Source organism: Streptomyces sp. S186 (genome assembly GCF_051603415.1).
Lineage (GTDB): Bacteria > Actinomycetota > Actinomycetes > Streptomycetales > Streptomycetaceae > Streptomyces.
In genome coordinates, this window is record NZ_CP193932.1 from 6,281,355 (window position 1) to 6,301,913 (window position 20,559).

General features: G+C 72.6%; 21 protein-coding genes. 12 read left to right on the plus strand and 9 right to left on the minus strand.

Going from position 1 to position 20,559, the window contains the following annotated elements; translation table 11 throughout:
• Window positions 1–19: 19 nt before the first annotated feature.
• Entirely contained in the window at window positions 20–979 is a 960-nt protein-coding gene (locus ACRAS8_RS27020; RefSeq protein ID WP_438488600.1) for an ABC transporter ATP-binding protein, read from the minus strand.
• A gap of 225 nt (window positions 980–1,204) precedes the next feature.
• Here ACRAS8_RS27020 and ACRAS8_RS27025 point away from each other — a divergent pair, with 225 nt between their 5' ends.
• From ACRAS8_RS27025 to ACRAS8_RS27070, 10 genes are all read left to right on the plus strand, one after another.
• The gene (locus ACRAS8_RS27025) at window positions 1,205–2,023 is read left to right on the plus strand and encodes a helix-turn-helix transcriptional regulator (protein ID WP_438488601.1); all 819 of its coding nucleotides are present in this window, start codon (window positions 1,205–1,207) and stop codon (window positions 2,021–2,023) included.
• On the plus strand, window positions 2,020–3,441 hold the full coding sequence (gene sufB / locus ACRAS8_RS27030) for a Fe-S cluster assembly protein SufB (protein WP_438488602.1): 1,422 nt from the start codon (window positions 2,020–2,022) through the stop codon (window positions 3,439–3,441). Before ACRAS8_RS27025 ends, sufB begins: the two co-directional genes overlap by 4 nt.
• A 59-nt stretch (window positions 3,442–3,500) precedes the next feature.
• Complete coding sequence (gene sufD / locus ACRAS8_RS27035; protein WP_438488603.1) at window positions 3,501–4,688, plus strand: Fe-S cluster assembly protein SufD; 1,188 nt, start codon at window positions 3,501–3,503, stop codon at window positions 4,686–4,688.
• Complete coding sequence (locus ACRAS8_RS27040; RefSeq protein WP_018536851.1) at window positions 4,685–5,002, plus strand: non-heme iron oxygenase ferredoxin subunit; 318 nt, start codon at window positions 4,685–4,687, stop codon at window positions 5,000–5,002. Before sufD ends, ACRAS8_RS27040 begins: the two co-directional genes overlap by 4 nt.
• A gap of 7 nt (window positions 5,003–5,009) precedes the next feature.
• Window positions 5,010–5,774: a Fe-S cluster assembly ATPase SufC gene (gene sufC / locus ACRAS8_RS27045; protein WP_438488604.1), complete on the plus strand. Its 765-nt coding sequence runs from the start codon at window positions 5,010–5,012 to the stop codon at window positions 5,772–5,774.
• Window positions 5,771–7,027, plus strand: a complete 1,257-nt coding sequence (locus tag ACRAS8_RS27050) for a cysteine desulfurase (protein WP_438488605.1) — start codon at window positions 5,771–5,773, stop codon at window positions 7,025–7,027. Before sufC ends, ACRAS8_RS27050 begins: the two co-directional genes overlap by 4 nt.
• Before the next feature lie 64 nt (window positions 7,028–7,091).
• Window positions 7,092–7,550: a Fe-S cluster assembly sulfur transfer protein SufU gene (gene sufU, locus ACRAS8_RS27055; protein WP_018536854.1), complete on the plus strand. Its 459-nt coding sequence runs from the start codon at window positions 7,092–7,094 to the stop codon at window positions 7,548–7,550.
• A complete protein-coding gene (locus ACRAS8_RS27060) occupies window positions 7,547–7,882 on the plus strand; it encodes a metal-sulfur cluster assembly factor (protein ID WP_438488606.1) in 336 nt (111 codons plus the stop codon). Before sufU ends, ACRAS8_RS27060 begins: the two co-directional genes overlap by 4 nt.
• Window positions 7,883–8,347: 465 nt before the next feature.
• A complete protein-coding gene (gene dapD / locus ACRAS8_RS27065; protein WP_438488607.1) occupies window positions 8,348–9,340 on the plus strand; it encodes a 2,3,4,5-tetrahydropyridine-2,6-dicarboxylate N-succinyltransferase in 993 nt (330 codons plus the stop codon).
• Between the two features lie 118 nt (window positions 9,341–9,458).
• Window positions 9,459–10,262, plus strand: a complete 804-nt coding sequence (locus tag ACRAS8_RS27070; RefSeq protein WP_438488608.1) for an EI24 domain-containing protein — start codon at window positions 9,459–9,461, stop codon at window positions 10,260–10,262.
• Window positions 10,263–10,346: 84 nt separating this feature from the next.
• Here ACRAS8_RS27070 and ACRAS8_RS27075 read toward each other — a convergent pair whose 3' ends face one another.
• Window positions 10,347–10,487, minus strand: a complete 141-nt coding sequence (locus ACRAS8_RS27075) for a hypothetical protein (RefSeq protein WP_018536858.1) — start codon at window positions 10,485–10,487, stop codon at window positions 10,347–10,349.
• A 140-nt stretch (window positions 10,488–10,627) separates the two neighbouring features.
• A complete protein-coding gene (locus tag ACRAS8_RS27080; RefSeq protein WP_438488609.1) occupies window positions 10,628–12,466 on the minus strand; it encodes an endonuclease/exonuclease/phosphatase family protein in 1,839 nt (612 codons plus the stop codon).
• A gap of 219 nt (window positions 12,467–12,685) precedes the next feature.
• On the opposite strand from ACRAS8_RS27080, the gene ACRAS8_RS27085 reads away from it, so the two are divergent.
• The gene (locus tag ACRAS8_RS27085; protein WP_438488610.1) at window positions 12,686–14,182 is read left to right on the plus strand and encodes a hypothetical protein; all 1,497 of its coding nucleotides are present in this window, start codon (window positions 12,686–12,688) and stop codon (window positions 14,180–14,182) included.
• 79 nt (window positions 14,183–14,261) lie between these two features.
• On the opposite strand, the gene ACRAS8_RS27090 is transcribed toward ACRAS8_RS27085, so the two are convergent.
• Window positions 14,262–15,158 (minus strand): class I SAM-dependent methyltransferase, encoded by an 897-nt coding sequence (locus ACRAS8_RS27090; protein ID WP_438488611.1) that lies wholly within the window; start codon window positions 15,156–15,158, stop codon window positions 14,262–14,264.
• 111 nt (window positions 15,159–15,269) lie between these two features.
• On the opposite strand from ACRAS8_RS27090, the gene ACRAS8_RS27095 reads away from it, so the two are divergent.
• Window positions 15,270–16,304, plus strand: coding sequence for an LLM class flavin-dependent oxidoreductase (locus tag ACRAS8_RS27095; protein WP_438488612.1), 1,035 nt, complete (start codon window positions 15,270–15,272; stop codon window positions 16,302–16,304).
• Between the two features lie 4 nt (window positions 16,305–16,308).
• Here ACRAS8_RS27095 and ACRAS8_RS27100 read toward each other — a convergent pair whose 3' ends face one another.
• From ACRAS8_RS27100 to ACRAS8_RS27120, 5 genes are all read right to left on the minus strand, one after another.
• The gene (locus tag ACRAS8_RS27100; protein WP_438488613.1) at window positions 16,309–17,553 is read right to left on the minus strand and encodes a TerD family protein; all 1,245 of its coding nucleotides are present in this window, start codon (window positions 17,551–17,553) and stop codon (window positions 16,309–16,311) included.
• 91 nt (window positions 17,554–17,644) lie between these two features.
• The gene (locus ACRAS8_RS27105; protein WP_438488614.1) at window positions 17,645–17,917 is read right to left on the minus strand and encodes a GlsB/YeaQ/YmgE family stress response membrane protein; all 273 of its coding nucleotides are present in this window, start codon (window positions 17,915–17,917) and stop codon (window positions 17,645–17,647) included.
• Window positions 17,918–18,057: 140 nt separating this feature from the next.
• Entirely contained in the window at window positions 18,058–18,867 is an 810-nt protein-coding gene (locus tag ACRAS8_RS27110; RefSeq protein WP_438488615.1) for an NAD-dependent epimerase/dehydratase family protein, read from the minus strand.
• A gap of 114 nt (window positions 18,868–18,981) precedes the next feature.
• Entirely contained in the window at window positions 18,982–19,803 is an 822-nt protein-coding gene (locus ACRAS8_RS27115) for a class F sortase (protein ID WP_438490608.1), read from the minus strand.
• Window positions 19,755–20,399 (minus strand): hypothetical protein, encoded by a 645-nt coding sequence (locus ACRAS8_RS27120; protein WP_438488616.1) that lies wholly within the window; start codon window positions 20,397–20,399, stop codon window positions 19,755–19,757. Before ACRAS8_RS27120 ends, ACRAS8_RS27115 begins: the two co-directional genes overlap by 49 nt.
• Window positions 20,400–20,559 lie beyond the last annotated feature (160 nt).

The window sequence follows — 20,559 nt, forward strand, 5'->3', positions numbered from 1 at the left end:
TGAGACGTGTGGGCCGACCTCATGAGCGCAGCTCCTTGCCCGTGAGTTCCAGAAAGACATCTTCCAGGGTGTGGCGCTCGACGGCTATCGCGTCGGGCAGCACGCCGTTCTGGGCGCACCACGAGGCCACGGTGGCCAGCAGTTGCGGGTCGATCCGGCCCTGGACGCGGTAGGTGCCGGCGGTGAGTTCGGCGGCGGCGCACTCGGCGGGCAGGGCCTTGAGGAGCGAGGCGAGGTCCAGGCCGGGGCGGCCGGAGAAGCGCAGGCTGTTCTCGGCGCCGCCCCGGCACAGCTCCTCGGGGCTGCCCTGGGTGACGACCCGGCCGCCGTCGATGATCGCGACGTCGTCGGCGAGCTGCTCGGCCTCGTCCATGAAGTGGGTGGTCAGCACCACGCTGACGCCGTCGGCGCGCAGCTCCCGGACGAGGTCCCAGGTGGCGCGGCGGGCCTGCGGGTCGAGGCCGGCCGTCGGCTCGTCCAGGAACACCAGCTCGGGGCGGCCGACCACGGCCATCGCCAGCGCCAGGCGCTGCTGCTGGCCGCCGGAGAGCCGCCGGTAGGGCGTCCGTCCACAGCTGCCCAGGCCCAGCCGCTCGATCAGTCCGGGTACGTCGAGGGGGTGGGCGTGCAGGGTGGCGGTGTGCCGCAGCATCTCCTCGGCCCGGGCGCCGGCGTAGACGCCGCCCGACTGGAGCATCACGCCGATCCGGGGCCGCAGCGCGGCGGCGTCGGCGACCGGGTCCAGGCCCAGGACGCGGACCCGTCCGGCGTCCGGGCGCCGGTAGCCCTCGCAGGTCTCGACGGTGGTGGTCTTCCCGGCGCCGTTGGGGCCGAGGACGGCGGTCACGGTGCCGCGTGCGACGGTGAGGTCGAGCCCGTCCACGGCGGTCTTGGCGCCGTACCGCTTGACCAGGCCGACGACCTCGACGGCGGGCTCGCCGGCGGAGCGGGGGGCGTCCCCCGGGGAGGTGCTGGGCATGCCGGGAAGTCTACGGAGCGGGCCGGGGCGCGGGGAGCGGGGGCCGGAACTGCTCCGGGATCGGGACGAGACGAGTGGATGCGCGGGCGGCCTCCGGGCGACCGGCGATGGTTCCGGAGCGTGACGAAAGGCCCCGAAATTAGGTAACCCTTAGTGACGGAGGCCACCGGTCCGTGATCCGGTACAGGCTTGAATCGATTTGACGAATTACGCAACAATGGCGTTGTGAAAAACGTGCGCGAGGACCGGAAGAGGCCAACGGCCCGGCAGACCGCCGGCCCCGTTTCGTCCGCCCCTGCCCACGACGACCAGCACGGCACCCGCAATCGCGTCGCTCGCTCCATCCTCGACCACGGCCCGTCCACCGCGGCCGAGCTGGCCCTCCGGCTGGAGCTGACCCAGGCCGCCGTCCGCCGCCATCTGGACGCGCTGGTCGCCGAGGGCGTCGTCGAGCCCCGGGAGAAGCGGGTCTACGGCGCCCGCGGCCGCGGCCGCCCGGCCAAGGCGTTCGCCCTCACCGACTGCGGACGGGACGCCTTCGACCAGTCCTACGACGACCTCGCCGCCGACGCGCTGCGCTGGATCGCGCAGAGCGCGGGCGGCGGCGCCGAGGGCGAGGCGGCGGTCGCCGCGTTCGCCCGCGCCCGGATGGCCGCGCAGGCCGAGAGCTACCGCGAGGCGGTCGAGAGCGCCGAGCCCGAGGCCCGCACCCAGGCCCTGGCGAAGGCGTTGACCGCGGACGGGTACGCTGCTACGGCGCGCAGCGCGCCCAATCCCCAGCTCGGTGAACAGCTCTGCCAGCACCACTGCCCGGTCGTCCACGTCGCCGAGCAGTACCCGCAGCTGTGCGAGGCGGAGACCGAGGTCTTCTCCCGATTGCTCGGGACCCACGTACAGCGCCTTGCCACCATCGCCCACGGCGACGGGGTGTGCACGACCTTCGTCCCGAAGGCCGGCGCCGGCAAGGCGGCTCACCGCACCGGTGAGCGCCCCACACAGACCACCACAGCATCTGCAAGCACGGCCGGGAGGAACCCCGCATGACGCTCCCCACGGAGACTGCTCACCCTGAGCTCGAGGGGCTGGGCAACTACGAATACGGCTGGGCCGACTCCGACGTCGCCGGTGCCTCGGCCAAGCGCGGCCTCTCCGAGGAGGTCGTCCGCGACATCTCGGCGAAGAAGAACGAGCCGGAGTGGATGCTCAAGCTGCGGCTGAAGGGCCTGAAGCTGTTCGACAAGAAGCCCATGCCGACCTGGGGCTCCGACCTCTCGGGCATCGACTTCGACAACATCAAGTACTTCGTCCGCTCCACCGAGCAGCAGGCCGCCTCCTGGGAGGACCTGCCCGAGGACATCAAGAACACCTACGACAAGCTCGGCATCCCCGAGGCGGAGAAGCAGCGCCTGGTCGCCGGTGTCGCCGCGCAGTACGAGTCGGAGGTCGTCTACCACCAGATCCGCGAGGACCTGGAGAAGCAGGGCGTCATCTTCCTGGACACCGACACCGCGCTGAAGGAGCACCCGGAGCTCTTCCAGGAGTACTTCGGCACCGTCATCCCGGTCGGTGACAACAAGTTCGCCTCGCTGAACACCGCGGTGTGGTCCGGCGGCTCGTTCATCTACGTGCCCAAGGGCGTCCACGTCGACATCCCGCTGCAGGCCTACTTCCGGATCAACACCGAGAACATGGGCCAGTTCGAGCGGACGCTGATCATCGTGGACGAGGACGCCTACGTCCACTACGTCGAGGGCTGCACCGCCCCGATCTACAAGTCCGACTCGCTGCACTCGGCCGTCGTCGAGATCATCGTGAAGAAGGGCGGCCGCTGCCGCTACACGACGATCCAGAACTGGTCGAACAACGTCTACAACCTCGTCACCAAGCGCGCCGTCGCCTACGAGGGCGCGACGATGGAGTGGGTCGACGGCAACCTCGGCTCCAAGGTCACCATGAAGTACCCCGCGGTCTACCTCATGGGCGAGCACGCCAAGGGCGAGACCCTGTCCATCGCCTTCGCGGGCGAGGGCCAGCACCAGGACGCCGGCTCCAAGATGGTCCACATGGCGCCCAACACCTCGTCCAACATCGTCTCCAAGTCGGTGGCGCGGGGCGGCGGCCGGACCTCCTACCGCGGCCTGGTCGAGATCGGCGAGGGCGCCGCGGGCTCCAAGTCCAACGTGCTGTGCGACGCGCTGCTGGTGGACACCATCTCCCGCTCCGACACCTACCCCTACGTCGACGTCCGCGAGGACGACGTGTCCATGGGCCACGAGGCGACGGTCTCCAAGGTCAGCGAGGACCAGCTCTTCTACCTGATGAGCCGCGGTCTGAGCGAGCAGGAGGCGATGGCGATGATCGTGCGCGGTTTCGTCGAGCCGATCGCCCGCGAGCTGCCGATGGAGTACGCGCTGGAGCTCAACCGGCTGATCGAGCTGCAGATGGAAGGCGCGGTCGGCTGACCCCGGCCCCCGCAGCGAACGACTCCCTGAGAACGCAGAAAGCGAGCTAGACGACAGCCATGGCTGAGGCTCAGACGACCATCCCGGCGGGTTCCACGACCACCGGCTCCATCGCGGTGGCCGCGGAGTCCACCGTCGCCACCCGGATGAGCGCACCGCCGTCCTTCGACGTGGCGGACTTCCCCGTCCCGCACGGCCGCGAGGAGGAGTGGCGGTTCACGCCGCTCGCCCGGCTGCGCGGGCTGCACGACGGCACCGCCACCGCCGGCGGCCCGGACCTGAAGATCGACATCAGCGCGCCCGAGGGCGTCACCCACGAGCTCGTCGACCGCGCCGACCCGCGGGTCGGCAAGGCCGGCAAGCCGGTGGACCGGGTCGCCGCCCAGGCGTACAGCGCCTTCGAGAAGGCGTCCGTGGTCACCGTCCCCAAGGAGACCGTGCTCACCGAGCCGATCCGGATCCGGGTGCACGGCGAGGGCGGCACCGCCTTCGGCCACCAGGTCGTGGAGCTGGGCGCGTTCGCCGAGGCCGTGGTCGTCATCGACCACACCGGTGCCGGCGTGCTCGCCGCCAACGTCGACTACCTCCTCGGCGACGGCGCCAAGCTGACCGTGGTCTCCGTCCAGGACTGGGACGACACCGCCGTCCACTGCGGCCAGCACAACGCCCTGATCGGCCGGGACGCCACCTTCAAGTCCGTGGTCGTCACCTTCGGCGGCGACCTCGTCCGCCTGCACCCGCGGATCGACTACAAGGGTCCCGGCGGCGAGGCCGAGCTCTACGGCCTGTACTTCACCGAACAGGGCCAGCACCAGGAGCACCGCCTCTTCGTCGACCACGACACCCCCAACTGCCGCTCGCACGTGACGTACAAGGGCGCCCTCCAGGGCCAGGACGCGCACGCGGTGTGGATCGGCGACGTGCTGATCCAGGCGGCGGCCACCGGCACCGACACCTACGAGCTCAACCGCAACCTCGTCCTCACCGACGGCGCGCGGGTCGACTCGGTGCCCAACCTGGAGATCGAGACCGGCGAGATCGTCGGCGCCGGCCACGCCTCGGCGACCGGCCGGTTCGACGACGAGCAGCTCTTCTACCTGATGGCCCGCGGCATCCCGGCCGACGAGGCGCGCCGCCTGGTGGTCCGCGGCTTCTTCGCCGAGCTGGTCCAGCAGATCGGCGTCCCGGACGTCGAGGAGCGCCTGATGAACAAGATCGAATCCGAGCTGGAAGCGTCCGCGGCATGACCTACGTACGCGCAGCCGCGCTGAGCGAGCTGGAGGAGGACACCCCGAAGAGGGTGGAGATCGACGGCACGCCGGTCTCGCTCGTCCGCACCGAGGGCGAGGTGTTCGCGATCAACGACATCTGCTCGCACGCGAACGTCTCCCTCTCCGAGGGCGAGGTCGAGGACTGCTCGATCGAGTGCTGGCTGCACGGCTCCAGCTTCGACCTGCGCACCGGCAAGCCGTCCGGCCTCCCCGCGACGCGCCCCGTCCCCGTTTACCCCGTAAAGATCGAAGGGGACGACGTGCTCGTCTCCGTCACCCAGGAGTCCTGAGTCACCCATGGCAACGCTTGAGATCCACGACCTGCACGTCTCCGTCGAGGCCGAGAACGGCCAGCGCGAGATCCTGAAGGGCGTCGACCTGACCGTGAAGCAGGGCGAGACGCACGCCATCATGGGCCCCAACGGCTCCGGCAAGTCGACCCTCGCCTACTCCCTCGCGGGTCACCCCAAGTACACGATCACCGGCGGCACCGTCACCCTCGACGGCGAGGACGTCCTGGAGATGTCCGTCGACGAGCGCGCCCGGGCCGGCGTCTTCCTCGCCATGCAGTACCCGGTCGAGGTCCCCGGCGTCTCGGTCTCCAACTTCCTGCGCACCTCCGCCACCGCCATCCGCGGCGAGGCCCCCAAGCTGCGGACGTGGGTCAAGGAGGTCAAGGAGGCCATGGAGCGCCTCCAGATGGACCCCGCCTTCGCCGAGCGCAACGTCAACGAGGGCTTCTCCGGCGGCGAGAAGAAGCGCCACGAGATCCTCCAGCTGGAGCTGCTCAAGCCGAAGATCGCGATCCTCGACGAGACCGACTCCGGCCTCGACGTCGACGCGCTGCGCATCGTCTCCGAGGGCGTCAACCGCGTCCGCGAGACCGGGGAGGTCGGCACCCTGCTGATCACCCACTACACGCGCATCCTGCGCTACATCAAGCCCGACCACGTCCACGTCTTCGCCAACGGCCGGATCGCCGAGTCCGGCGGCCCGGAGCTGGCGGACAAGCTGGAGGCCGAGGGCTACGAGGCTTACGTGAAGGGTGGTACGACCGCGTGACACAGCTGCCGGGCCTCCTCGACACAGAGGCGATCCGCAAGGACTTCCCCCTCCTGGACCGCCAGGTCCACGACGGCAAGAAGATCGTGTACCTGGACAACGCGGCGACCTCGCAGAAGCCGCGCCAGGTGCTGGACGCCCTGAGTGCCTACTACGAACGCCACAACGCCAACGTCCACCGCGGCGTGCATGTGCTCGCCGAGGAGGCCACGGCGCTGTACGAAGGCGCCCGCGACAAGGTCGCCGCCTTCGTCAACGCACCGAGCCGCGACGAGGTCATCTTCACCAAGAACGCCTCGGAGTCGCTCAACCTCGTGGCCAACATGCTCGGTTGGGCCGACGAGCCCTACCGTGTGGACCGCGACACCGAGATCGTCATCACGGAGATGGAGCACCACTCCAACATCGTTCCGTGGCAGCTGCTCTCGCAGCGCACCGGCGCGAAGCTGAAGTGGTTCGGGCTGACCGACGACGGCCGGCTGGACCTCTCGGACATCGACGAGGTCATCACCGAGCGCACCAAGGTCGTCTCCTTCACCCTGGTGTCCAACCTCCTGGGCACCGTCAACCCGGTCGAGACGATCGTCCGCCGCGCCCAGGAGGTCGGCGCGCTGGTGGTGATCGACGCCTCGCAGGCCGCGCCGCACATGCCGCTGGACGTGCAGGCGCTGCAGGCCGACTTCGTGGCCTTCACCGGCCACAAGATGTGCGGCCCGACCGGCATCGGCGTGCTGTGGGGCCGCCAGGAGCTGCTGGAGGACCTCCCGCCGTTCCTCGGCGGCGGCGAGATGATCGAGACCGTCTCGATGCACTCCTCCACCTACGCCCCCGCGCCGCACAAGTTCGAGGCCGGTACGCCCCCGATCGCCCAGGCCGTCGGCCTCGGCGCGGCGGTGGACTACCTCACCTCGATCGGCATGGACAGGATCGCCGCGCACGAGCACGCGATCACCGAGTACGCCGTCAAGCGGCTGCTGGAGGTCCCCGACCTGAAGATCATCGGCCCGAGTACGGCCGAGGACCGCGGGGCGACGATCTCCTTCACGCTCGGTGACATCCACCCGCACGACGTGGGCCAGGTCCTCGACGAGCAGGGCATCGCGGTCCGGGTCGGGCACCACTGCGCGCGCCCGGTCTGCCTGCGCTACGGAATTCCCGCGACCACGCGAGCGTCGTTCTATCTGTACTCCACTCCGGCCGAGGTGGACGCCCTGGCCGAGGGCCTGGAGTACGTGCGCAACTTCTTCGGTTAAGCACCGCCTTCGGTCGATGAAGACCGCATGAGCACAGCGGATGAGGACGAGGACTGACTGAGTCGTGAAGCTGGATTCCATGTACCAGGACGTCATCCTGGACCACTACAAGCACCCCCATGGGCGCGGTCTTCGGGACGGCGACGCCGAGGTGCACCACGTCAACCCCACGTGTGGTGACGAGATCACGCTGCGCGTGAAGTACGACGGCACGACGATCGAGGACGTGTCCTACGAGGGCCAGGGCTGCTCCATCAGCCAGGCCAGCGCGTCGGTGCTCAACGACCTCCTCGTCGGCAAGGAGCTCGGCGAGGCGCAGCGGATCCAGGAGACGTTCCTGGAGCTGATGCAGTCCAAGGGCCAGGTGGAGCCGGACGACGCCATGGAGGAGGTGCTGGAGGACGCGGTGGCGTTCGCCGGCGTCTCGAAGTACCCGGCGCGCGTGAAGTGCGCCCTGCTCAGCTGGATGGCCTGGAAGGACGCCACGGCCAAGGCCCTTTCCCAGGAGGCGAAGACCGCATGACCGACACCCCGACCACCACCAAGCCGGCCTCGGAGGACGAGGTCCGCGAGGCGCTGTACGACGTCGTCGACCCCGAGCTGGGCATCGACGTCGTCAACCTCGGCCTGATCTACGGCATTCACATCGACGACGCCAACATCGCCACCGTCGACATGACGCTGACCTCGGCGGCCTGCCCGCTGACCGACGTCATCGAGGACCAGGCGAGGTCCGCCACCGACGGCATCGTCAACGAGCTGAAGATCAACTGGGTCTGGATGCCGCCGTGGGGCCCGGACAAGATCACCGACGACGGCCGCGAGCAGCTGCGGGCGCTGGGCTTCAACGTCTGAGCACCTCGCGCGGTCTCCCGCCGCGCTCGGTGCCACGGCCGTGCCCGCCGGATTTTCCCGGCGGGCACGGCCGTTTTCGTCGTGCACGGGGAAATGCGCCGCCCGCCGTTACAGCACGTGCTCACCGGGCAGCCGTTCCAAGTGGACGCGGTGCGCTAGGGCGCTTCTGACGGATCTCCGTGGAGGAAGGAGCGGCGCCTGGTGCGTGCTCTCGCAAGGCGCCGGGATGGCTTCATAGCGGAGCTATGGAGACATTTCGGCAACGCCGCGAGAGTGCGTGCCAGGCGCCGCGACGCCGCGGAGATCCGTCAGAAGCGCCCTAGGGGTTGGCGGGGGCGCTGGGCGCCGCGGGCGAGCCGGTGGTGACCTCCCGGGGAGGCGCAGGGGAGCGGGTGGCCGGGCGGCCCGGGACCGATCGCTGAGACCGGTTCGCCTCCGCGGGCGGGCTCCGGTTAGGTTTCCAGCATGACCGATGCTGCAACCCCCTCCCGCACGACCGGCGCCGTCGCCGCCGGGCTCGCCACCGTCGCCTCCGACGGCACCGTTCTCGACACCTGGTTCCCCGCGCCCGAGCTGGTCGACGCGCCCGGCCCGGCCGGCACCGAGCAGCTGGCGGACGACCGCGCCGCCGAGCTGCTGGGCGACGCCGTCCGCAAGGCGATCGGCCCCGACCCGGTCCGCGGCGTGGAGGTCGTGGCCGTCCGCACGGTCATCGCCTCCCTGGACGACAAGCCGCTGGACGCGCACGACGCCTACCTGCGTCTCCACCTGCTCAGCCACCGCCTGGTCAAGCCGCACGGCCAGAGCCTGGAGGGCGTCTTCGGCCTGCTGGCCAACGTCGCCTGGACCTCGCTCGGCCCGGTGCCCGTCGACCAGCTGGAGACGGCCCGGCTGAACGCCCGCGCCGAGGGCCTGCACCTCCAGGTCACCAGCGTGGACAAGTTCCCGCGAATGACCGACTACGTGGCGCCCGCCGGCGTCCGGATCGCCGACGCCGACCGGGTGCGGCTCGGCGCCCACCTCGCGGCCGGCACCACCGTCATGCACGAGGGCTTCGTCAACTTCAACGCCGGCACCCTGGGCACCTCGATGATCGAGGGCCGGATCAGCGCGGGTGTCGTGATCGGCGACGGCTCCGACATCGGCGGCGGCGCCTCCACGATGGGCACCCTCTCCGGCGGCGGCAAGCAGATCATCTCGATCGGCGAGCGCTGCCTGCTCGGCGCCGAGTCCGGTATCGGCATCGCGCTGGGCGACGAGTGCGTGGTCGAGGCCGGCCTGTACGTGACCGCGGGCACCCGGGTCACGCTGCCCGACGGCCAGATCGTCAAGGCGCTGGAGCTCTCCGGCGCCGACAACATCCTCTTCCGCCGGAACTCCACCACCGGCACCGTCGAGGCCCGCCCGAACAAGGCGGTCTGGGGCGGTCTGAACGAGATCCTGCACAGCCACAACTGACCGGGCGCCGCCCCGAAGTCGTTGCCCGCCCCGGGCCCGGCGGTCCCTCCGCCGGGCCCGGGGCGTGCCCGCTTCTGGGCCCGGACCGGCCGCCGTGCCGCGCCGATAGGGTGGCCCCATGCGTGATCTGGTCGCGGGGACGCGGTATCTGGGCCGGGGTGTGCGGTGGGCCGCGCGGCACGGCCGGTGGTGGGGGTTCGGGCTGATCCCGGCGCTGATCGCGCTGGTGCTCTACGCGGGGCTGCTCGTGGTGCTGGCCGTGTGGGCCGGCGACGTCGCCGCGTGGGCGACGCCGTTCGCGGACGGCTGGGGCTCCCCGTGGCAGGGGCTGCTGCGCGGGCTGTTCGTGGCGCTGCTGCTGGCCGGCGGGCTGACGCTGTCGGTGCTGACGTTCACCGCCGTCACCCTGCTGATCGGCGACCCCTTCTACGAGTCGCTCTCGGAGCGGGTCGAGGAGAGCGAGGGCGGCTGCCCGCCCGGCCCGGACCGCCCGCTGTGGCGGGAGATCGGTATCGCGCTGCGGGAGATGGTCCATGTCCTGCTGCGCGCCGCCGGGTTCGGGGTGCTGCTCTTCCTCCTGGGCTTTCTGCCGGTCGTCGGGCAGACCGTCGTCCCGGCCGTCGGCTTCTGCGTCTCCGGCTTCTTCCTCGCCGTGGAGCTGACCACGGTGGCGATGCAGCGCCGGGAGGTGCCGGTCCGCGAGCGGCTGCGGCTGCTGCGCGGCCGGCTCGGGCTGGCGGTCGGCTTCGGGACGCCGCTGGTGCTGCTGTTCCTGATCCCGTTCGTGGCGGTGCTGCTGATGCCGGGCGCGGTCGCGGGGGCCACCCTGCTGGTGCGGGACCTGGTCCCCGTAGGGGCGGACGCCGGGGCGGCGGCCGGCGGGGACGAGCCCGAGGGGCGGTCCGTGCCCGCCGCCCGGTGACGCGTCCGACGGCGCCCGGAAACGACGGAGCGGCCGCCGCACCAGCCGGTGCGGCGGCCGCTCGGGCGTACTGCCCTACCCGCGTCAGTCAGCCTTGCGCGACCGCGGCTTCAGGTCCTGGGTACGCTCGGCGGCGGACTCCGGCGACTGCGACCGGTGCTGTTCGGAGCGCCGCTCGGCGGCCCGGTCCTGCTTGCCCGACTTACGGTTCTGCGACTTCGGCATCATGACTCCTTTTGTCTCGCCGAGAGTGGTGCTTACACAGCCCAGTACCGCACCCCCGGGCGCGGTTGGCCCCCGGGGGTGGGCCGGTGGAGTGACGAGACGGTCACCCCGGGTGAGGTGAGGGAGGTGAGCGCGGTGCGTCAGGGCTTGATCCGCAGCACCTGCGGGTCGTGGTCGCTGGCCTGGTCCGCGTACTCGGCGTTGACGTGCACGATGTCGTAGTCGGCCCGGGTCAGCGCCCTGCTGGTCAGCAGGTGGTCCAGCACCTGCGAGTTGCCCTGGTAGATGTAGCTGTAGCGCTCGGCCGGCGGCAGCTTGGTGACCTGGTCGGTGAGCACCCCGCCGGTGGTGAGGGTCTTCAGCGCGGGTGAGAACTGGTAGTCGTTGAGGTCCCCGGCCACCACCACCTCGGCCTTGGGGTCCTTGGCCAGCAGCTGCTTCACGAAGCCGTTGACGATCCCGGCCTGGGCGGTGCGCTGGGTCTCCGAGGTCCGGGCCGGCGGCTGGAAACGGCTGTCCAGACCCTGGTCGCCGCCCTTGGAGTTGAAGTGGTTGGCGATCACGAAGACCCGGCGGCCGGGCCTGCTCCGCAGCGCGAACTCGCCGACCAGCGGCTTGCGGCTGCTCCGCCACGCCGCGTCGCCCGGCGCGATCCGGCCCGGCGACACCGACAGTCCGGCCCGGCCGTGGTCGTCGACGACCTTCACCGGCGTGGTCGCGTCGCCGCCCTTGACGTCGGTGAACGCCACCCGCTTCGGGTTGAAGAGGAACACCACCCGGATGTTGCCGCCGGGCTGGCCGCCGTCCTCGTCGTTCCGCGGGTCGATCGACCGCCACCGGTACGCCGGGCCGCCGGCCGCCTTGACGGCGTCGGTGAGCTTCTTCAGGGTGACCCCGGCGGTCACCGTGCCGTCGTCCTCGGCGCCGCTGTCGTCCTGGACCTCCTCCAGGGCGACCACGTCGGGCGCGGCGAGGTTGTGCACCAGCCCCTTCGCCAGCCGGTCGAACTTCTCCCGCGGGTTGTCCGGCGCGAGGTTCTCGACGTTGTACGTGGCCACCGCCAGCTCGTCGGCGGTCTGCTTGCGGGTGACCTCGGGCGCCGGCGGGTGGGCGGCGAGCCGGCCCAGTTCGGTGGCCTGGACGGTGTAGCCGCCGAAGTTGTCGTAGTCCAGCGGTCCCGCGGTGGTGCCGGTCAGCCGGTCGCCGACGTCCGCCACCGGGAACGGCCGTTGGGAGAAGGGGATCAGCGACTGGACCTTGATCCGGCCGCCGTTGGGGTCGGCGTAGGAGCCGTAGAGGGTGCCGCCGCGGGGGGTGCGGTTGTGGCCGGGGGTGGCGGTCACCCACAGCTCGTGGTGGGTGTTGGTGGGGCCGACGACCGGGGCGTCGGAGAGCGTGACCCGCATGCCCTCCAGCGACTCCAGCCGGTCCAGGGCGTACGTGGCCGGCCGCAGGGGCAGCGACTCGATGCTCCGGCCGCCCGCGGCGGGCGCGTAAGTCGCGGGAATCGCGGAGGCGTTGAGCCTGACCGGGGCCGGCAGTGGCTGGTGCGCCGCGGTGACCTGCCAGGTGGCGTCGGTGATCTCGGTGACGGACTGGCCGCCGGCGTTCCTGCCGCCCGGGTAGTACTCGCTGACCGTGCCGCCGAAGGTGAGCGCGTCGCCGACCGCGACCTTCGGCGTCTCCTTGCCGGTGAAGACGAAGACCGCCTCGCTGGTGGCCGGGTCGTCGTCCGGGTGCGGGTCCTGCACCCAGAAGCCGCGCGACGAGCCGAACGCCCGGATCGCGGTCACGGTGCCGGGCACGCCGTCGACCTGCTTGCCGGCCAGCGGGGATATCCGGGTCCTGCCCTGTATGTCGTGGATCCGGGTGCCGGCCGCCGCGGCGGACTGCGTGCTGAGCAGTCCGCCGGCGAGGGCGGCACAGGCGGCGGCCGCGGTGAGGGCGGCCGGTCTGCGGAGCGTACGACGGGATGGCATCCAAGCCTCCGGAGAAAGGGGGGGTAGGGGGGTGGAAGAGGTGGCGGAGCGGGGCCGGAGCTCGCGCTACGCGCGTCAATCTCTTGTGCGCGCAAGGGAGTTGTCAAGGTTCTCCGGGTGGACGGGAGCGTACGGGAGGGTGAACCGCCCGACATGGGGAGAATTCCGTCTACGCTTGGGCGGCGCACAAGCCGACGTCCGTCCGAGGAGCTGAGCCAGATGTCCGCAGACCGCCCCACGATGCCGCCGGTGCGGCTGCACCCCGAAGCGGAGCTGGCCCGGGCCGCGCTGAGTGCCCCGCTGCTGGCCCGCGCCGCCCGGCTCGCCCGCTGGGCGGAGTCCGGCGTCCCGGTCGGCGTCGGCGGCGAGCTGCTGGCCAAGCCGCTGGCCGCCGCCACCGAGCACCTGGGTCTGGCCGGCGACGAGGACGGCCCCTCCTACACCGCCGAGGCATGGCAGCTGGCGGTGGACACCGGGCTGGTCGAGATCACCGAGCACGAGGACGGTGACGCCGAGGAGGCCGCGAACCTCCCCGACGACGCCGCGGTCGGCACCGCCACCCCCGGCGAGGAGCTGGGTCTGCTCACCGCCGGCAGCCCCCAGGACGTCCTGGACATCTGGCTCGGCGGCATGGAGACGGTGCTCGCCGACGCGGTCGCCCCGGACCTCTCCGACATCGCCGAGCAGCTCGCCGAGGGCGGCGAACTGGACCTGGACGCCCTCGACTGGAACCCCGAGGAGGAGGCCGAGCTGCTGGACGGCATCCTCGGCAACCTCTACCTCCTCGGCGCGCTGAACGAGCAGCCTGACCAGGACGTCCCGCTGCCCGCGCTGGCCGCCTCCATGATCGTCCCGGACGACATGGACGAGCCCACCGACGAGGTCCTCGAAGAGGTCTCCGAGGCGATGATGCGGCTCGACGACCAGTTCCGGGTGCTGGAGCCGATCGGGCTGGTCGTCTACCGGCCCGTCGACGAGGCGCTCATCGAGGAGCTGGACGAGGAGGGCGAGACGGTCAGGGCCGCCGAGCCGCTGGCGGACGAGGACGTCGCCCGGTACGGCATGGTCCGGCTCACCCCGCTCGGTGTGTGGGCGGTTCGCGCCCGGATGCTGGACGCCGGCGTGGAGGCCCCGGCCGTCGGCGACCTCACCGAAAAGGACGCCGAGGTCCTGCTGGAGGCGCTGCCCGACTACCCCGAGGCGCTGGCGCAGGCGGAGGCCGAGCAGTGGCTGGCCGCCCGCACCCCGCTGGACGCCGCCCGGGGCCTGCTCGCGGCGGCCCGCGGCGACGACGACCGCGGCCCGCTGCGCCGGCTCGCCGCCCAGCAGGCCCTCTCGCTGGTCGGCCTCGAAGCCGAGCCGGCGCTGCGCGAGGTCCTCGACGACCGCCACCTGGGCGGACTGGCGCGGGTCTGGCTCGCCGAGCGGGCGCTGCCCGGCATCCCCGAGCCGTCCCAGGACATGGTCTTCTGGCTGACGGTGGACACCATCGCGGCCCAGCTGGGCGACACCGGCGACGAGGCGGCGGCCGAACTCAGCGATCTGGTGCGGGCCCTGACCGAGCAGCACAGCGGGTTCTTCGACGCGGTCTGGCGGGTGGACCACCCGGCCACCGCGGAGGTGCTGGAGGCCATGGGCCGGCTGCACCCGGACCGGAAGGCCGCCAAGGAAGCCCGCAAGGCCGCCTTCAAGGCGCGCTCGCGGCGCGCCGACTAGGCGGAAAAGCCAGGGTCTCCTCGGTGCGCGCCCCGGCTCAGCCGGCCGGTGCGCGCGCTCCGGCCCGGTGGGTCGCCACTCAGCCCTTCGGGGCCGCCGCCGTGATCAAGTAGTAGTCCAGCAGCCCCGTCTGATAGGCCGTCAGGTACTGCCGGGGCCATTTGTCGCGCAGCTCGGGCCGCTGCTCCATGTAGCGGTCGTAGGGCTCCCAGACGCCGTCGCCGATCGGTGTCACCGCGACGTCCCGCAGGCCGGCCTCGGCGAACGTGGCGGCCACGTCGTCCACCAGGTGCGGGACGTCCAGCCCGTCGGCGTACGGCGGCAGCAGCTGCGGCAGCACCCGGACCGCGTCCGGGACCCGGGCGAAGAACGTGGTCAGCGCGAACCGCCCGTCCGGGCGCAGCACCCGCACCGCCTCCCGCGCGAAGCCGGCCAGGTCGCGGAAGTGCTGGGCGGCCTCGACGGAGTAGACGAAGTCGGCGCAGGCGTCCGGCAGCGGCATCCGCTGGGCCGGGCCGAGCACGAACTCCAGCCGGCGGGGGCCGGCGTCCTCGCGGAGCAGGTCGGCGTTGGCCTCCAGGGCGCGGGCGATCTGGTCCGGATGGGCGTCCAGACCGATCACCGAGCCGAAGTCGAACTCCCGCAGGGCCAGCGCACAGCCCAGCCCGCGCCCGCAGCCGACCTCCAGGGCGGTGCGGCCGCGCGGCCGGTCGTAGGTGTCCAGCACCAGTCGGTAGAGGTCCTGCTCGCTGCGGAGCCGGTCGTCCTCGGTCAGCGGGCGGTCCGCCGGCTCGGGGAGCCAGCCCCAGTACCCGAAGTTGATGAAGCCGCCGGTGAACGCGGGGACGGTGCCGAGATCCTCCGCGCCGTAGGTGGCGGCGACCCGGTCGGGGAGATCCGGGCGGGGTGCGCTGTCCGGGTGGTCCGGGGGCCCGGGCCGGTCGGATCCGCCGGCCGGGGGCGGCTGCTGGGTCATCGGACGCTCCTCGTCGTAAGGCGTGGGGGAGGGGGCCGAGGGGGCGCGGGGACGGAATCCTGGGCGCGGACGGATGTTGAAGGGAAGGTGAGCGCGACGATACGGACGACAATGCGGACGACACAATTCTCGATCCTGGACCGCTCCCGCACCAGGGAGGGACACCCGCCTGCCGCGGCGTTGCGGGACACCGTGGAGCTGGCGCGGGATGCCGAGAGCCTCGGGTACCACCGGTTCTGGGTCGCCGAGCACCACAGCGTGCCCGGCGTCGCCGGGTCGGCGCCCACCGTGCTGGCCGCCGCGGTGGCCTCGGCCACCGACACGATCCGGGTCGGCACCGGCGGGGTGATGCTGCCCAACCACCGCCCGCTCGTCGTCGCCGAGCAGTTCGGTGTCCTGGAATCGCTCTTTCCCGGCCGGATCGACATGGGGCTGGGCCGCTCGGTCGGCTTCACCGGCGGCATCCGGCGGGCCCTGGGCACGGAGAAGGACGCCGCGGAGGACTTCGAGGAGCAGCTGGCGGAGCTGCTGGGCTACTTCACGGGCACCCAGACCGCCCATCCGCAGGTCCACGCCCGGCCCGCCGAGGGGCTGGCGGTGCCCGCGTTCGTGCTGGCCACCGGCGCGGGCGCGCGGGTGGCGGCGCGCGCCGGGCTGGCGCTGGTCATCGGCGACATCCGGGATCCGGAGAAGCTGCTCACGGCCATCGAGGAGTACCGCGCCGGGTTCCGCCCGTCCGGGCTCTGGGCGCGGCCGTACGTGGTGATCTCCGGGACGGTCGCGGTGGCCGGGACGGCGGACGCGGCCCGGCGGCTGCTCGTACCCGAGGCGCGGGCGCTGGCGTACTCGCGGACGCACGGGGTGTTCCCGCCGCTGCGGCCGGAGACCGACGGGGACGCGATGACGACCGAGCGGGAGCGGGGCTTCTACGAGGACGCGCTGCGGGGGCACGTCCACGGTACGGAGGAGCAGGTCGCCGAGGCGCTCGGGACGCTGATCGAGCGCACGGCGGCGGACGAGGTGCTGGTGACCACCAGCACCTACGACCGGGCGGCGCTGCGGGAGTCCTATGAGCGGCTGGCGCGGGTGGCGGGGCTGGCCGGCCGGGTGGTGGGTGCGGGGGCCGGCGCCGCACCCACTCCGTAGCGGCCTACAGTGCGGCGGCCGCGGGCTTGACCATGCCGCGCACCGTGCGGGCGTCGACGAAGCTGCCCAGCGCGGTCATCTCCCACTCGCCGGAGTACTGCCGGATGAGTTTCGCCATCATCACGCCGGTGCGCGGCTCGGCGCCGGTCAGGTCGAAGCGGACCAGCTCCTCGCCGGTCTGCGCGTCCGTCAGCCGGCAGTACGCCTTGGCGACCTCGGAGAACTTCTGGCCGGAGAAGGAGTTGACGACGAAGACCAGGCCGGTGACCTGCGGGGGGATCCCGCCGAGGTGGACGGTGATCACCTCGTCGTCGCCGGCGCCGTCACCGGTGAGGTTGTCGCCGGAGTGCTGGATCGCGGCGTCGAGGATCCTGAGCTTGCCGAAGTAGCAGCTGTCGATCTTGTCGCGGTCCGGGCCGTAGGCGATCACCGAGGCGTCCAGGTCGATGTTCCGGCCGCGCCGGGCGGGCTCCCAGCCCAGGCCCATCCGGACCGAGGCGAGCAGCGGGCGGCCGCCCTTGACCAGGGAGACGGTCTGGTTCTTCTGCAGGCTGACCCGCCCCTTGTCGAGGTTGATCTTGCCGGTGGCGGACGCGGGGGCGGGGGCCGGGGCCGGAGCGACGGCGGCGGGCTGCCCCGGGGCTTGCGGGGGCGGGGCGACCGGTGCGGGGGCGCCGGTGGGCGGTGCCCACTGGGCCGGCGGGGCGGCCGGGGCCGGGGGCGCGGCGGGCGGCTGCGGTGCGGACGCCGCCGGGGCGGCCGGCTCCTCCACGCTCACGCCGAAGTCGGTGGCGATGCCGGCGAGGCCGTCGGCATACCCCTGGCCGACCGCGCGGACCTTCCAGCCACCGCCGCGGCGGTAGATCTCCATGACCACCAGCGCGGTCTCCGGGCCCAGCCGCGGCGGGGTGAAGGTGGCCAGCACGGCGCCGCCGTCGGCGTCCCGGACCGTGCCGGTCGGCTCGGTGCCGGCGAAGGTGGCGCCGGGCGTGTCCAGGCTCGCGGTGACCACGACCTTGTCGATGTCCGCGGGCACCGCGGCGGTGTCCACCGTGATGGTGTCGCCGTCGGGCGCCGTGCGGTGGCTCACCCCCGGCCCCGCCGGCTGGTTGTAGAAGACGAAGTCGTCGTCGGAGCGCACCTTGCCGCCGGCGGTCAGCAGCAGGCCCGACACGTCCAGCCGGACGGGGGCGGTGACGGTCACCGCCACCCGCGCGGCGGCGAGCGGGAGGTTCGAGCCAGGAGTCATTGCGGTCATGCCAGCCCTAACGGTCAGGGGGTGTACGCGGTTCCCCGCGCCGGCCCGCCCCGGAGGCGGCCGGGGCGGGCGTCCCCGCCGGTCAGCGCCGGGCCCGGGAGTTGCCGAAGAGCAGCCGGTAGACGATCAGCAGGATCAGGGCGCCGGCCACCGCGGAGATCCACATGGCCGGGTCGTAGAAGTCCTTGGGGATCGGGCGGTGCAGAAAGCGGGTGGAGAGCCAGCCGCCGAGGAAGGAGCCGGCGATCCCGGTCAGGGTGGTGCCGACGAGGCCGCCCGGGTCCCGTCCCGGCAGCAGGACCTTGGCGATCACGCCTGCGATCAGGCCCAGGAGAAGCCAGCTGACGATGCCCATGGTGTGTACCTCGTTCTCGCGTGTGTGCTGCGGCCCGCCCGGACGCGGTGTGCCGGTACCGGGGCGGGCGTTGTGCCCTCAAGGACGCCCGTGGACGGGGACGAGGTTCCGTACGGTGCCGGATCACCCGGGAAACGCTGCTAATGCGGCCACATGGGCGGGTTGGTGCAGAACGTTCCGCCGAGGTGGGCGTGGTCGGGGTCGTCCGGGTCGATTTCGCCCTGGGCGGCGAGGAGTTGTGCGGCGTACGGCTCGGAGTCGTCCTGCGGGTCGTAGCCCAGGGCGCGGGCGGTGGACAGGTCCCACCACAGGCGGGTGTTGGCGGAGGAGCCGTAGGCGACGGTGTGGCCGACGTGCTCGGCGGTGAGCGCGGCGTGCAGCAGCCGCGCGCAGTCCGCCGGGCTCAGCCAGAGGGAGAGCATCCGTACCGTCGTCGGCTCCGGGAAGCAGGAACCGATCCGCAGCGAGACGGTCTCGATGCCGTGCCGGTCCCAGTAGAGGGCGGCGAGGTCCTCGCCGAAGCCCTTGGAGAGACCGTAGAAGGTGTCCGGGCGGCGCGGGGTGTCGACCGGGATGGCGGCCGAGCCGTCCGGCGGCCGCGGCGTGAAGCCGACGGCGTGGTTGGAGGAGGCGAGGACCACCCGCCGTACGCCCGCCTCCCGCGCGGCCTCGTAGAGCCGGTAGGTGCCCTCGATGTTGGCCCGCAGGATCTTCTCGAAGGACGACTCCAGGGAGATCCCGGCGAGGTGGACGATCGCGTCGACCCCGTGGACCGCCGCGCGCAGCGCCCCGGTGTCGGCCAACTCCGCGGTGATCGCCTCCGGTTCGCCCTCGATCGGGCGCCGGTCGAACAGCCGCAGCCGGTAGCCGTACGGCGGCAGCAGTGCGCGCATCAGGGTGCCGATTCCGCCGGCGGCGCCGGTGAGCAGGACGGTGCGGGGTGCGGTCATGGGCGGTACTCCTCCGGCTGGGCGGCGGGGCCGTGTCCGCGGACCTCGCCGGCCGGGGCCAACCGGGCCCGGATTCACGGGGCGGGACGTGCGTGCCACGAACGGAGGGACACGCTAGGAAGCGGCGTCCCGACCGGTCAACACGGTTGGCCGGGTGGCCGAATCGGCTTGTGCGGCACGGGGCGCGCTGCGGGCGCTGAACCGGTCGGCCGGCGGCCGGGCCCAGGGCAGCGGCGCCGCCTCCGTACCACTGGTCTGACTCCCCGTCAGGTGGGCGAAGACCACGACATTGCCCAGATACTCCTGCTGGGCCCGGCTGAAGCCGCCGCCGCAGGTGATCAGCCGGAGTTCGGGCCGGCGGGCCTCGCCGTAGACCTTCTCGTCGGGGAAGTGCCGGCCGTCGTAGACCTCCACCGCGTCGACGGTGAACACCGCGGTCCGGCCGTCCGCGCGCGGGATCCGCACGGTGTGCCCCTTCTTCAGGGCGCCCAGGCGGTAGAAGACCGCGGGGCCGGTGCGGGTGTCCACATGGCCGGCGATCAGGGCGGTGCCGGTGGCGCCCGGCGGGGTGCCCTCGGCGTACCAGCCCGCCAGATCGCGGTCGCCGGCGGGCGGCGGGGCGAGGCTGCCGTCCGCGGCCAGCCCCAGCCGGGTCAGCGGGGCGTCGATGTGCAGGGACGGCACCGCCACCCGCAGCGGTTCGGCGGGCGGCAGCGGCGGCGCGGCCCGTTCGGCGGCGGATGGCCCGCCGGTGAAACCCTGCGCGGCGGGCGGCTGGGGCGGCGGCGCGGTCTCGCGGGTGCCGCCGGCGATCAGCCAGGCGCCGGCGGCGCACGCCAGGACGGTGACTGCGGCCGCCGCCGCACGGGCCGGCCGCGCGGCCCGGGTCAGTACCGGCCGCCGGGCCGGCGCCGGCGCACCAGCCAGACCCCGCAGGCCGCGGCCGCCAGCACCACCCCGGCGCCGGCCGCGATCTCGGTGGTGTCGATGCCGTCCTCGCTGGTGGCGCCCTCACCGGTCTTCATCTTGCCCTTGGGCGGCGTGGTGGGGCCGGCGCCGCCGGGCGAGGGCAGGGCGGAGTGCTTCTTGGCGGGCATGCTCGGCGCCGCGCTGCCGTGCTCCTTCCCGGGGCTCGCGCTCGTGCCCGGGCTCATGCTCGCGCCCGGGCCGGCGGACGACTCCTCGCCGGAGACCCGGACCGTGCCGGTGAGCGCCTTGCCGTCGGCGCACTTGCCGCCGATCCCGTAATTCCCGGGCTTGGTACCGGGTTTGACCGTCACCTTTCCCACCAGGGAGCCCTTGGCCGGGCCCGGGGCGAAGGTGACCGTGCCCCCGCCCAGCGCGGCGGCGTCCACGCTCGCCGAGCGGCTGGCCCCGCACCCGGTGGTGGTGAGGGAGACCGTGGAGCCGCCCGTGGCCGTGCCCGGGGAGACCTCGATGGTGCCGAAATCGCCGGCGTACGCCGCGGTGGCGGCCAGGCCCAGTGTGGCGGCGGACAGCGCGGCACCGGTGAGCAGTCGCGTGGAACGCATGGGAACAACCTCCGCGAAGCGCGGACGTGGCACACGTGCGCCACTGGGAAGTCGGTGGAGTTCCGCGCCTCCACCCACGAGATAAGCCGCCGCCGACCGGGCGGTCCTGCTGGCCTACGGAGAACGGGTGAGCGGGCCCGGCAGGCTGGGCCGTCCGGGT

Bases quoted from the DNA above. Each gene is read 5' to 3' on its own strand.
- ACRAS8_RS27020 (WP_438488600.1), bottom strand. From the start codon at position 979: ATGCCCAGCACCTCCCCGGGGGACGCCCCCCGCTCCGCCGGCGAGCCC.
- sufB (WP_438488602.1), top strand. From the start codon at position 2,020: ATGACGCTCCCCACGGAGACTGCTCACCCTGAGCTCGAGGGGCTGGGC.
- sufD (WP_438488603.1), top strand. From the start codon at position 3,501: ATGGCTGAGGCTCAGACGACCATCCCGGCGGGTTCCACGACCACCGGC.
- ACRAS8_RS27040 (WP_018536851.1), top strand. From the start codon at position 4,685: ATGACCTACGTACGCGCAGCCGCGCTGAGCGAGCTGGAGGAGGACACC.
- sufC (WP_438488604.1), top strand. From the start codon at position 5,010: ATGGCAACGCTTGAGATCCACGACCTGCACGTCTCCGTCGAGGCCGAG.
- ACRAS8_RS27060 (WP_438488606.1), top strand. From the start codon at position 7,547: ATGACCGACACCCCGACCACCACCAAGCCGGCCTCGGAGGACGAGGTC.
- dapD (WP_438488607.1), top strand. From the start codon at position 8,348: ATGACCGATGCTGCAACCCCCTCCCGCACGACCGGCGCCGTCGCCGCC.
- ACRAS8_RS27070 (WP_438488608.1), top strand. From the start codon at position 9,459: ATGCGTGATCTGGTCGCGGGGACGCGGTATCTGGGCCGGGGTGTGCGG.
- ACRAS8_RS27075 (WP_018536858.1), bottom strand. From the start codon at position 10,487: ATGCCGAAGTCGCAGAACCGTAAGTCGGGCAAGCAGGACCGGGCCGCC.
- ACRAS8_RS27080 (WP_438488609.1), bottom strand. From the start codon at position 12,466: ATGCCATCCCGTCGTACGCTCCGCAGACCGGCCGCCCTCACCGCGGCC.
- ACRAS8_RS27085 (WP_438488610.1), top strand. From the start codon at position 12,686: ATGTCCGCAGACCGCCCCACGATGCCGCCGGTGCGGCTGCACCCCGAA.
- ACRAS8_RS27090 (WP_438488611.1), bottom strand. From the start codon at position 15,158: ATGACCCAGCAGCCGCCCCCGGCCGGCGGATCCGACCGGCCCGGGCCC.
- ACRAS8_RS27095 (WP_438488612.1), top strand. From the start codon at position 15,270: ATGCGGACGACACAATTCTCGATCCTGGACCGCTCCCGCACCAGGGAG.
- ACRAS8_RS27100 (WP_438488613.1), bottom strand. From the start codon at position 17,553: ATGACTCCTGGCTCGAACCTCCCGCTCGCCGCCGCGCGGGTGGCGGTG.
- ACRAS8_RS27105 (WP_438488614.1), bottom strand. From the start codon at position 17,917: ATGGGCATCGTCAGCTGGCTTCTCCTGGGCCTGATCGCAGGCGTGATC.
- ACRAS8_RS27110 (WP_438488615.1), bottom strand. From the start codon at position 18,867: ATGACCGCACCCCGCACCGTCCTGCTCACCGGCGCCGCCGGCGGAATC.
- ACRAS8_RS27120 (WP_438488616.1), bottom strand. From the start codon at position 20,399: ATGCGTTCCACGCGACTGCTCACCGGTGCCGCGCTGTCCGCCGCCACA.